This window comes from Peterkaempfera griseoplana, from assembly GCF_001418575.1.
In the GTDB taxonomy this organism is placed as follows: domain Bacteria; phylum Actinomycetota; class Actinomycetes; order Streptomycetales; family Streptomycetaceae; genus Peterkaempfera; species Peterkaempfera griseoplana.
In genome coordinates this window covers 1-11812 of record NZ_LIQR01000569.1, presented here as the reverse complement: position 1 = coordinate 11812, position 11812 = coordinate 1, and the positions used below count along the sequence as shown (strand labels likewise).

Sequence of the window (11812 nt, the reverse complement as noted above, 5' to 3'; positions counted from 1 at the left end):
GGGTGCGGGTGGAGCGGGACTGGTGGCGGGCGGTGCGTGGGGTGGGCGGTCCGGGCTCGTTCGTGCCCCAGGTGGCGGTGCTGGGGGTCCGCACCCATCCGGCCGGTTATGACTTCGCGGCGGTACGGGCCCGGCGCCCCGCGGTCGTGGTGGAGCTGCGCTCCCCGACGCTCTCACCGTTCGCCCGGCTGACGGTGTCGTTGCGCGGCAGGGGTCCTGACGAGGCGGAGGAGGCCGCGCGCACGGTGCGGTCGCACGCCGGGCTGCGGGGTACGGACCCGGACGGTATGTGAGATCAGCCGTTCCCTGTGACTGCGTGGGTGGTCTACGGTCGGGGGGCCGGGTTGTCGGACGGGGAGAGCGGGATGGCGATCGAGCCGCCCGCCAGGGCTGTGCGGAGACGGTTGCCGGGCGTGCGCGGGCACCCCGGGCCAGGCTTGCGGGGGTGGGCTTCGAGTGAGCAACCAGATCGTCAGGGCGCTGGAGCACGGGGCGCAGAAGATAGGCAAGACGCTCGCGGAGGACGCCGGCAAGGCGGTGAAGGACTTCTACCACTCCGCCGGAGAGAACCTGAGGAAGGTCGCCCGCAACACCCGTGAGACCGACGCCAAACACGCCGGCGAGCTGACGAAGATCCTGGAACGCGGCGGCAAGGACGCCGAGCACTCCCCCCACCTGCCCGGCGGGGGCGGCCGCTCCGGCCGGGGTGCCGGGGAGCAGCCGCTGGGCCGCGGGGGCAGGAACGGGCAGCCGGTCAACGGCAACATCGGCTGCCGGACCGCCGGTGACCCGGTGGACGTGGTCTCCGGTCAGGTGATCACCTCGGTCACCGACCTCAGGCTGCCCGGTCTGCTCCCGCTGGTGCTGCGGCGGGCCTACGCGTCCGGCTATGTCGGCGGCCGGCTGCACGGCCCGGGCTGGTCCTCCACGCTCGACCAGCGCATCGAGATCGACGGCGACGGTGTCCACTACGCCGGGGACGACGCCCAGATCCTGCACTATCCGCTGCCCGCCCGGCCGGGGGAGCCGGTGCACCCGGCGACCGGCGCGCGCTGGCCCCTGACCTGGGACGACCAGGCGGACACCTTTGTCATCGAGGACCCCGACCGGGGCTGGGCACGCCACTTCGCCGGTCCGGGTGCGGGGCGGTACCGGATCGGTGAGATCCGCCCGGTCACCGCCCTGTCGGACCGCAACGGCCACCGGCTGGCCTTCCTCCGTGACGAGTCCGGGCTGCCCGTCGGCGTGCAGCACTCCGGCGGCTACCGGGTCGCGGTCGACACCGTCCACACGGCGGCGGGTCCGCGTACGGAGGCCCTGCGGCTGCTGGACGGCACGGCGCACGGGCAGGGCACCACGGTGGTGGAGTACCAGTACTACCCGGACGGGCGGCTGGCCGGTGTCGTCAACTCCTCCGGCCTGCCGTACGTCTACGAGTACGACGACGCGGACCGGATGACCGCCTGGATCGACCGCAACGGGCGGAGCTACGAGTACGTCTACGACGACGCCGGGCGGGTGGTGCGGGGAGTCGGGCAGGACGGGCAGCTGAACGCCGTCTTCGAGTACGACACCGCGCGCCGGGTGACCACGGCCACGGACAGCCTGGGGCACCCCACCCGGTACCACTACGACGAGCAGCAGCGCGTCGTCCGGACCGTCGACCCGCTGGGCCACACGACGCTCACCGAGTACGACGAGCACGGCCGGGTGACCGCCCGCACCGACGAGATCGGCAGGACGACCCGCTTCCTGCTGGACGACCACGGCGACCCGGTCAGGATCACCGAGCCCGACGGCGGCGTCCTGGAGCTGCGCTACACCGAACTGCGGCAGGTGGCCGCCGTGAGCCGGGGCGGCACTCTGCTCTCCTCGTTCACCTATGACGCGAACGGCAATCTGCTCACCAGCACCGACGCCGCCGGCGCCCGGACGGTCCGGGAGTACGACGAGCAGGGGCGCCAGCTGTCGGTCACCGACCCCCTCGGTCAGACCCGGCGTCTGGAGACCAACCCGGCCGGGCTGATCACCGCGGTCACCGACGGGCTCGGCCACACCGCCCGGGTGACCTATGACGCCTTCGGCCGCGTGGTCGCCTTCACCGACCCGCTGGGCGCCGTGACCCGGCTGGTCCGGCGGACCGAGGGCGGGATCACCGAGCGCGTGCACCCGGACGGCAGCCGTGAGACCTGGAGCTACGATCCCGAGGGCAACGTCATCGAGCAGCGCGACCAGGTGGGTGCGGTCACCCGGCTGGAGATCGGCCCGTTCGGGCAGCTGACGGGCCGTACCCTCCCGGACGGGGAGGAGCAGCGGTTCGAGTACGACACCGAGCTGCGGCTGCTGTCGGTCACCACCAACGGCGCGGCCTGGCGGTACAGCTATGACGCGGCGGGGCATCTGATCGGTGAGACCGACTTCAACGGCCGTGCTCTGACCTACCGTTCCGACGGTGCCGACCAGCTGCTGGAGACCACCGACTCCGCGGGCCGCAGCACCGTCTTCGGCTACGACCTGCTCGGCCAGCTGGTCGAGCGGCGCAACCACGACGGTTCGACGACCACCCTCAGTTATGACGCCAACGGCTGTCTGACCCGGATCGCCGGCCACGACAGCGTGGTGGAGTACACCTATGACGCCGTCGGCCGGGTGCTGAGCGAGACGGTGGACGGACGGACCACCTCCTACACCTATGACGCCCTCGGGCGCCGCACCGGCCGCACCACCCCGACCGGCATGGTCTCCACCTGGACCTATGACGCCAACAACCAGCCCACCGGGCTCAGCGGCCCGCTCGGCTCGCTGACCTTCGGTTATGACGCGGGCGGCCGTGAGACCACCCGCTATCTGGACGGCGGCGCGGCACTGACCCAGACCTGGGACGCCTGCGACCGGCTCAGCGGGCAGTCGATCTGGGCGCGTGACGGTGCGTCCGGACCGGAGGGCGGTTACACCAGTCTGCAGGAGCGCACCTACGGCTACCGTGCCGACGGTCTGCCGACGGTGGTGGCGGACCGGCTGCGCGGCCGCCGCGAGCTGGAGATGACCCCGGCGGGCCGGGTCACCCGGGTGACCGCGGAGTCCTGGAACGAGAGCTACGCCTACGACTCGCTGGGGAACATCACCCGCGCCCAGGACACCCGTGAGCCCGACGCCGCCACCGCGGGCGAGCGCGGCTACGCCGGGTCGCTGCTGCGCGCCGCCGGCCGCACCAGTTACGAGTACGACGACCGCAACCGGCTGGTGCGCAAGCTGGTGCGGACGCTGTCCGGGCAGCGCCGGGAGTGGCGGTACTCCTGGGACGCCGAGGACCAGCTCGTCAGGGTCGACACCCCGGACCGCGGGTCATGGGTGTACTCCTACGACCCCCTCGGCCGCCGGGCCGCCAAACGGCGGCTCGGGGAGCAGGACGGCCGGGTCACCACCGTCGAGGAGGTGGTCTTCACCTGGGACGGGGCGCAGCTGATCGAGCAGTACGGCACCTCGGCCGACGGCGGCCGGCGCAATGTCTCCTGGGACTGGGAGCCCGGCACCTGGAAGCCGGTCGCCCAGAACGAGTGGGCCTGGCGTGCGGCACCGGAGGGCCAGGACCCGGGCGGCAGCGCGGTCGACCGGCGCTTCTTCGCCATCGTCACCGACCTGGTCGACACGCCCAGCGAGCTGGTGACCCCGGACGGCCGGGTCGTCCGGCCCGCCGACACCGACCTGTGGGGGCGGCGCCTGGCGGCCGGGCCCGACGGCGGCGGTTGCCCGCTCGGGCGGCCCGGTCAGTACCACGACGACGAGTCCGGGCTGGACTACAACTTCTTCCGCTACTACGACTCCTCCACCGGCCGTTATCTGAGCACCGATCCGCTGGGACTGCAGGCGGGCCCCAACCCGCATGCGTACGTGCCCAATCCGCTGTTCTGGATCGACCCGCTGGGCCTGGCCAAACAGCCCAAGGGCATGGGCGGCTGGTACAACAAGCTGCTGCCCGCCAACTGGACCGACGGCAGCGACACCACCCGTTACGAGGTCAACCACATACCGGCGAAGGCGACGTATCTCGACCTCGGGATGCCGACGGATCTGAAGGAGTCCACGGGTCCGGCGATCCGTATGGAGTACGACGACCACCGGAACTTCATCAGCACGGGTTCCAGCCATGCCTCGGACCTGTGGCGTGCGAAGCAGTCCAGCCTCATCAAGCAGGGCAAGTTCGACGAGGCCATGAAGATGGACATCGACGAGATCCGGCGGGTGCACGGCACGAAGTACGACGCGGCCATCAAGGAGATGGTCGACTCCCTGCCGAACAACAAGAAGTTCCAGAAGTACCTCGCGGACAACGGCTGGCACATCCGTACCTGCCTCCTACAATGACGCGCATGGACATCGAGCTGAATCCTCCGGACGGCATCACGGGATTTCCGCTGGGAATGCCCGCGGAGGCCGTCAAGGCGGCAGCGGCGGCGCTCGGGGAGATCAAGGTCCAGGACGAGGAGGCCCCGGATTTCTTCCACCCCATGAAGGTGCTGGCGCTGCATCCGCAGTTCGAGATCAGCTTCACCCTTCCGGACGGCAGGAGCCTCGCCTCGGCGGAGGTGTGGATTCCCCGCCCGGGCCCGGAGGAGATCACGGTGCGGTTCCGTGGCATCGACGTCTTCCGCACGCCCGCCCGGCAGCTGCTGGAGCAGCTGGCCGCGATGGGGCTGACCGTCCTGGACGAGAAGTACTACGCGTATGTGCCGGGACTGTCCCTGGGCTTCACCCGGGTCGCCGGTCATGAGGTGCCGCTGGACACGGACGGCGAACCGCTGTACTTCCAGGCGGTGCTGACCGGTCCGGCGGACTACTACGACTACAAGCTCACGGACTGACCGGCGCACCCCACGGCGGTGCGGCGCTCCTCGCCGCGGTCGTGCACCGGCCGGTCCGCCGCCGGTGCACCAGCCGGGGACGGAGCCCACGCGGGCGGCGCACCGGGGGCGGCAGCGCGCTGGGCGCCGGTGCCGTCCCCGGTGTGCCGCGGCGGGCGCCGGGGTCAGGGCAGGCGGGACGGGGCGTGGGCGCCGGAGCAGGTGTCGGGCTGGTAGCCGCGGCTGCCCAGGGTCTCCTTGACCTCCACGGCCTGCACCAGCAGCGCCACGACGGAGAGCGCGACCACCACCAGGGCGGCGCGGCGCACCCCCGGCGTGAGGGCTGCGCCCCGGCGGGGGGCGACGAAGAGCTGGTGGCAGAGCCAGCCGACGGCGGTGAGGCCCAGCAGCAGCCCGGCCACCGCCGCCACCGGTCCGAAGGCGGGGATCCCGGGGCCGGCCTGGCAGGCGTCGACCAGCGCGCCGACATAGTGGTCCCAGGTCCACATGGCGAAGCCGGTGGCGGCCAGCCCGAGGACCAGTACGGCCAGTGGCCGGCGCGCCCGGAGGGTGGTGGCGGGCGGCGGGGCGGTGCGGTCGGTGATGGTCATCAGTACCAGTTCGGCTCGACGCGGACGACGCGGATGTTCTGCTGCCCCTCGGCGGCCAGTTCGTGGTTCTCGCGGCCGTTCAGGGAGACGTTGAGCCGCTGGTCGCTGTGCTGGGTGTAGCGGATGTCGCCGTCGGGGGTGACGGCGGTGACCACGGCGGTGTGGTGGATGGTGCCCTGCTTGATGTGGCTGTTCTGGTCGGAGGCCTCCTCGAAGAAGATGATGTCGCCGGGCTTGGCCTGGGACACCGGGACCTCGTGGCTGCCGTTGTCGGTCAGGAAGTCGTGCAGGTTCTGCGCGCCGCCCCAGGAGTTGGTGTGGGTGTGGCCGTTGCGGTCCAGCCAGTCCCAGCCCCAGCCGCCCGCGGTGCTCTTGCCCCAGCCGTCGCCGTCGAAGGTGTTCCAGCCCTTGTACTGCACGCCCGAGTGGTGCAGTCCCTCGGAGGCGAAGTTGGTGCAGTTGTTCTCACCGTCGATGTCGATGTCGCTGTCGTTCCAGTGCTCCATGGTCCAGCGCACGAACTCCACCCGGTCGAACTTGCCGTCGGTGCCGCGCAGTTCCTGCTTGACGCTGTCCGGGATGCCGTTGAGGCCCGCGATCTCGACCGGGTCGGAGAGCTTGAGCTGCTCCTGCTGCTGCGGGGTGAGGGAGTCCCACCACTCGGCGACCAGGGCGGGGTCCTTGCCGTCGGGGATGTCGCCCTTGTACATGTTCAGCTCGACCTGGGAGGCCTCGCCCTGGATCTCGTTGAGGGCCTTCTCCGGGTCGACCACGCAGGTGTCCCCGGCCAGCTTGTTCAGTTCGGCCGCGCACTGCCGGTCGGCCTGGTCGGCCTGGCGCAGCGCCTCGTCGAGCAGGGCGGACACCTCGGCGGCGTAGCGGTGGCCCTCGGGTACCGAGCCCTGGCCGTTGGCGCTGAGCGCGCCGGTCTGCTCGTCGACGTCGAAGCCGTAGTCCGCGGCCATCCGCAGACCGTCCTGGAGGGTGCGCTGGGCGTACTCGATGCTGGTGGTGAGGCCGTCGAGGACCATGGCGACGCCGCGCATGATGTCGGCGGCGGACTCCAGGGTGTCGGCCTGGGCGGCCAGCCTGGCGCCGGCCGACTGGCCGACGCGGTCCTGCCAGTGCTCGTCCAGCGGTCCCTTGCCCTGGCCGTGGATGTCGTTGCAGGCCTGCTCGGACTCCTTGGCGAGGTTGAGCCAGCCGTCGGCGGCGGCCTGCCACTGCGCCGGACTGGCCTGCTTGAGCTGTGCGATGGTCACCATGGCGGCCTCAGCCCGCGTTCAGGTCGGTCAGGGCCTGCTGGAGGCGGCGGGTGGCCTCGGCGTCGGCGGAGTCATAGGAGTCCGCCGAGTCGTTGAGCTGGTCCGCGTAGGTGTGCAGCTGCTGGACGACCGCGTTCATGTGGTCCTGCCAGGCCTGGGCGCAGCCGGCGACCGCCCCTGCGGACTGCCAGCCGCCGTGCGAGGCGGCGGCCCCGTAGCTGTCGTCCAGCCAGTGGCCGGCCTTGGGGCCGAGGCCGCCGGCGACGCTGCGCAGCCCCGTGGCGGACTCCCTGAGCGCGCCGGGGCGGATCTGGATGTCAGGCACTGTTCCCCCGTGTCTGTCTGTCCGTCGGCTGACGGCCGTCGATTCGCGGCCATCACCCTATCGATCCATCAGATCCTATGATCGGCCGCGGCGGGAGCCCGCCGAGGGGCCGCTGCCCGGGGTGCACGGACCAGGGAGGCGGCCCGCAGCGCGGGTCTGCCGCACCTGTGGTCTGCCCACCGGCGGCGCGGCACCGCGGCCGGCGACGTGCGGCCGACGCTGGAGTGCGGCCGACGCTGGAGTGCGGCCGACGCTGGAGTGCCGTCGGCGCGCTTCGCGCAGCGCCGCTCCCGTGGCGGGCCGGCCAGGGGGCGCCCGGGCGGCTCAGCCCTCCGCGTCGGGCGGGAGGGCGCCGGCGGCCAGCGCGTCGGTGAGCGAGTGCACAAGGTCGGTGCCGACGGCCGCGGCGGCCGTCAGAGCCCGTTCGAAGGAGTCGAGCCGCTGGAAGGCCGCGCCGTAGCGGCGCTGCTCGGCCGGCGGCAGCCGGAGCAGCTGCATCCGGCGCAGATCGACCCTGGAGGTGGTGGAGGCATGGGTGCCGGCCTGCCGCACATTGGCCCGGCTGCGCAGACTCCCGGCCAGGAACCAGGGGTCGAGCGCCGCCGGGTCGGGCCGCAGGGCGTGCACCTGGGGGCCCAGCACCACGACGCCGGGCCCGGCCACCCTGGTCGCGGCCAGATGGGGCGCCACCGCGACCACGACATCCCCGGGGCGGGTGGCCGGCCAGGCCGGGTCGACCTCGGCGGCGGGCAGCCAGCCGGAGGGAGCCGCACCGGCGAGCACATCGGCGGCGGAAAGCACCGGCACGGCCCCCGGCGGCGCCTCGCCCTCGCGGATCAGCGGCTGGTGGGCGGCCGTACCCGTGTGGAGGGTGAGATGGCCGCCGCGCAGCAGATCGCCGACGGTGACGACCGGGCCGCCCGCGGCGGGCGCGGCGGCGGACGGTGAAGCGAGGGGCTGCAGCTCGCCGGTGAGCGAGAGGGCGCCTTGCAGCGCGGCGCCGAGTTCGGCCAGCCGGCCCTGGATGTCGGGGGTCTCGCCCGCGGCGACCCCTCCGTGCGGGATGTGGCGGGCCGGGGTGAGGTCGACCTCGTCGTCCAGCAGGTCGATGATCCGTACGGCCCGGTGGCCGCCCGGGCGGTCGGCCAGCTGCTCACCGCGCTCCTCGAACTCCCGCCAGGCGTCCAGCACCGCGCGGTGCACGGTGGGCCAGTCCGGGCCGGTGCGGCCGTCGGCGGGAGCCGCCGGGTGGGCCGCTGCCTGGGCGCCGGCGGCGTCCACCAGCAGCAGGCTGTCCGGGGCCGGGGCGGTCCCGGGACTGCGCAGCACCCACAGGTGCAGCGCCACCCCGTGCGGCGGGGCGGCGCCCGGCGGCAGGGCCACGACGGCCCGCAGCGCGCCGCGCTGCAGCAGGGCGCTGCGGATCCGGCGGCCGGCCCGCCGGGAGGCGGCCGCGGGCGGCATCAGCAGGACGGCGGTGCCTCCGGGGCGCAGCCGGGCCAGGGCGTGCTGGACCCAGGCGATCTCGGACTCGGTGCGCGGCGGCAGTCCGTAGGCCCAGCGGTCGTCCCAGCTGAGTTCGTCGTGACCCCAGTCGCGTTCGTTGAAGGGCGGATTGCAGACCACGGCGTCGGCGCGGACGTCGGGGAAGGCGTCCTGGCGCAGGGTGTCCCCGACCCGGATCGCGGGTGCCGGGCCGGAGTCCGCCAGGGCCCGGTGCTCGAAGGCGAGGCGGACGGCCGCCAGGGCGGCGCAGGTGGGGTCGGACTCCTGGCCGAGCAGGGCGACCGGCCGCCGGGGGGCGTCGCCGCCGGGCCGGCCGGCGCCGCGGTGCAGCGCGGTGGAGAGCAGGGTGCCGGTGCCGCAGGCGGGGTCCAGGACGGTGAGGACGTCCGGCGGGGCGTCCCCCGGCTTCTCGGGGAGGGCCAGGGCGGTCATCAGCTCGGCGAGTTCGGCGGGGGTGGCGCTGATCTGCCGTACATGGGTGTCCAGCCAGCGTCCGCGCAGGAACTCGAAGGTCTCATAGGGGCCTTCGGCCCGGGCGACCTCGACGGCCCTGTCCACCAGGGCCGGGTCCGGGACGGCCGGCAGGTCGGGCGGGGAGAGGTGGGTGGCGCCCTCGGCGGTGAGCTGCAGGCACCGGGCGCCGACGGCGGCGACGGTCTGGCCCATCCGGTCCCGGTCGCCGAGCGCGTCGAAGTGCGGCCAGAGCCAGTCGCGCTGGTTGGCCGCGGTGAGCTTGCCCTGGCTGCGCAGCCACTCCTCGACCTCGGCCAGGGCGAACAGCGGGCTGGCGTCGGTACCTCCCGCCGGGGCCGGGAAGTCCTCGTGCCGGCGGCGCCAGTTGCTGACAGCGGCACGCCCCACCCCGGCGAGCCGGGCGACCTCGGCGGCGGTCACGGTGACTCTCTCGGACACGGCGTCTCCGGTCTAGGGCGTCTTGGATGTAAGCCTTCCGCTTCGGCGAATATACCGAATGCACGCTTCCTGTTGACCCAGCTCACAGCAGGAGCACACACTCAATGAAGATTACATGAACTTTACACCAATCAAACCTTGACAGAGTTCACAGCGGCGCCGATCCTGGGCTGATCCGCCCCTCCTGACGTCCGAAAGGGCTCTCCATGACCCACCTCGACGCCGGGTGCGACAGCGCCGGAGACCGCCGGGCCCGGGAGCGGCGGGCCGCGCACCGCCGGCTGGTGCTGATGTGCGGCTGCGTCGCCGTGATGTTCTTCGGACTCGGCTCCGCCTTCGGCGCCGAACTGGGGAATCCCCCCTCCGAGGGCCCCCGTCCGGCCCCCACGGTGACGGTCACGGAGACGGCCGCTCCCTGAAGATCACCGGGGCGCTATGCTGCCGCGGTCCAGGTGCCGACTCCACGCCCTGGCAGCGACCGAGGGGCGGGATTGACGATGATGGGGCCGGCTCATTCACTGTCGGGGGCAGCCGCATGGCTGGGGGTGGGGGCGCTCGCCTACGGGCTGGACCACCCCATGCCCTGGCCTGTACTGCTGACGGGGGCGCTGATCTGCGCGGGGGCCGCGCTCGCCCCCGACCTGGACCACAAGGCGGCGACCATATCGCGCGCCTTCGGGCCGGTCTCGCGCTGGATGTGCGAGGTCATCGACAAGTTGTCGCACGCGGTCTACAAGTCCACCCGGGGCCGGGGAGACGCCGCCGGCCGCTCCGGCGGGCACCGCACCCTCACCCACACCTGGCTGTGGGCCGTGATCTGCGGCGCCGTGGCCGCGGGCGTCTGCGTCCTCGGCGGACGATGGGGCGTGCTGGCGGTCCTCTTCGTCCACATGGTGCTCGCGGTGGAGGGACTGCTGTGGCGTCAGGCCCGGGTCTCCAGTGACGTCCTGGTGTGGCTCCTCGGGGTCACCAGCGCCTGGATGCTCACCGACATCCTCGACAAGCCCGGCAACGGGGCCGGCTGGCTGTTCGACCAGCCCGGCCAGCAGTACCTCTGGGTGGGCCTGCCGATCGCGCTCGGCTCACTGGTCCACTGCATCGGCGACGCCATCACCGTCTCCGGCTGCCCGATCCTGTGGCCCATCCCGCTCGGGCGCAAGCGCTGGTACCCGGTGGGGCCGCCCAAGGGCATGCGGTTCCGGGCCGGCAGCTGGGTGGAGCTGAAGGTGCTGACGCCCGTCTTCATGGCGCTGGGCGGCCTCTGCGCCGTGACGGCGCTCGGCCTGCTGGGCTGAGCCCCGCCCCGGGCGCCGCCGCACGGACCGGTACGGCGGCCCCGGGCCGGCGGCGCGGCGCCGGGCCGCCGGGAGGCGGCACAGGACATCCCCGGCAGCCGCGCGGCCGTCGTCATGAGGAGAAGCCCGTACGACGGCGGTAGCGTGAGGTGCATGGCAGCTCACGGCGGCGGCGGGCCACCGGGCGCGGGGAAGCCACCCCACGTCCCGCGCCACATCATGCCGTGGCTGCTCGCCCTGCCCACCACCCTGCTGCTGGTGGACGTCCTCACCCCTCCGCCCGTGCGGCTGGGCCCGGTGATGATCTCCGCGCCCGTCTTCGCCGCGGTCTTCTGCGGGCCGCTGCGCACACTGATCGTGGCCGCGGTGACCCTGTGCTGCATCGTCCTGGCCGGTTTCCACGACGAGATGCTGGGCACCTCCAACTTCACCGTCCAGCTCGCCGCCCTGCTGCTGATCACCTCCGCAGCGGTGGGCGCCGGCAGTGTCCGCAGCCGGCGGGAGCAGCAGCTGGCACAGGTGCGCTGGGTGGCCGAGGCCACCCAGCGCGTACTGCTGCAGCCACTGCCGGCCCGGCTGGGGTCGCTGACCGTCGCCTCGCTCTACCTGGCGGCCGACGACGAGGCCGCGATCGGCGGCGACCTGTACGCGGCCTCCCGCCACGGCCGCACCTCCCGGGTCCTGGTCGGGGACGCCGAAGGCAAGGGGCTGGCCGCCGCCGGGGTGGTCAGCTGCGTCCTCAGCGCCTTCCGGCGCTCCTCCCGGCGGCACACCACGCTGCCCGAGGCGGCCGCCTACCTGGAACAGGCCCTCACCGACGAACTGGTGGAGATCGAGCTCTCCGCACGGTCCTCGACCGGCCCGCTCGGCGCCGAGCGCCCGGCCGGGGAGGGGTTCGTCACCGCCGTCATCGTCGACTTCCCCGACGGCACGGACCAGGTCCACGTCCTCAACCGCGCCCACCCCCCGCCGCTGATCGTCCGGGACGGGGAGGTCCTGGCGCTGACACCGGTCGTCCCCTCACTGCCCCTGGGTCTCGGCGACCTCTTCAACGGCC

General features: G+C 73.1%; 9 protein-coding genes and 1 pseudogene. 6 read left to right on the top strand and 4 right to left on the bottom strand.

The genetic code is table 11. From position 1 onward, the window contains the following. The 3 genes and pseudogenes from AOK09_RS32965 to AOK09_RS32955 all read left to right on the top strand — a co-directional run. Window positions 1-293: pseudogene (locus AOK09_RS32965) on the top strand (hypothetical protein); the annotation flags it as partial. Between the two features lie 163 nt (window positions 294-456). Beyond that, window positions 457-4365 carry a DUF6531 domain-containing protein gene (locus tag AOK09_RS32960; RefSeq protein ID WP_055590891.1) on the top strand — a complete coding sequence of 1303 codons (3909 nt, stop codon included), beginning with the start codon at window positions 457-459 and terminating at the stop codon, window positions 4363-4365. A gap of 5 nt (window positions 4366-4370) precedes the next feature. Next, window positions 4371-4862: a hypothetical protein gene (locus AOK09_RS32955; RefSeq protein WP_055590890.1), complete on the top strand. Its 492-nt coding sequence runs from the start codon at window positions 4371-4373 to the stop codon at window positions 4860-4862. A gap of 164 nt (window positions 4863-5026) precedes the next feature. On the opposite strand, the gene AOK09_RS32950 is transcribed toward AOK09_RS32955, so the two are convergent. The 4 genes from AOK09_RS32950 to AOK09_RS32935 all read right to left on the bottom strand — a co-directional run bounded on the left by AOK09_RS32950 (window position 5027) and on the right by AOK09_RS32935 (window position 9460). After that, window positions 5027-5452: a hypothetical protein gene (locus AOK09_RS32950; protein ID WP_055590889.1), complete on the bottom strand. Its 426-nt coding sequence runs from the start codon at window positions 5450-5452 to the stop codon at window positions 5027-5029. Further along, window positions 5452-6717 carry an amidase domain-containing protein gene (locus AOK09_RS32945; RefSeq protein WP_055590888.1) on the bottom strand — a complete coding sequence of 422 codons (1266 nt, stop codon included), beginning with the start codon at window positions 6715-6717 and terminating at the stop codon, window positions 5452-5454. The genes AOK09_RS32950 and AOK09_RS32945 overlap by 1 nt, the downstream gene beginning before the upstream one ends. A 7-nt stretch (window positions 6718-6724) precedes the next feature. After that, window positions 6725-7042, bottom strand: a complete 318-nt coding sequence (locus tag AOK09_RS32940) for a type VII secretion target (RefSeq protein WP_055590887.1) — start codon at window positions 7040-7042, stop codon at window positions 6725-6727. Between the two features lie 324 nt (window positions 7043-7366). Next, a complete protein-coding gene (locus AOK09_RS32935; RefSeq protein ID WP_055590886.1) occupies window positions 7367-9460 on the bottom strand; it encodes an N-6 DNA methylase in 2094 nt (697 codons plus the stop codon). Between the two features lie 206 nt (window positions 9461-9666). On the opposite strand from AOK09_RS32935, the gene AOK09_RS32930 reads away from it, so the two are divergent. The 3 genes from AOK09_RS32930 to AOK09_RS32920 form a co-directional block, all read left to right on the top strand. Beyond that, the gene (locus AOK09_RS32930; RefSeq protein WP_055590885.1) at window positions 9667-9879 is read left to right on the top strand and encodes a hypothetical protein; all 213 of its coding nucleotides are present in this window, start codon (window positions 9667-9669) and stop codon (window positions 9877-9879) included. A gap of 78 nt (window positions 9880-9957) precedes the next feature. After that, complete coding sequence (locus AOK09_RS32925) at window positions 9958-10755, top strand: metal-dependent hydrolase (RefSeq protein WP_055590884.1); 798 nt, start codon at window positions 9958-9960, stop codon at window positions 10753-10755. A 153-nt stretch (window positions 10756-10908) separates the two neighbouring features. Then, a partial coding sequence (locus tag AOK09_RS32920; RefSeq protein ID WP_169797096.1) for a PP2C family protein-serine/threonine phosphatase occupies window positions 10909-11812 on the top strand: 904 nt, incomplete at its 3' end.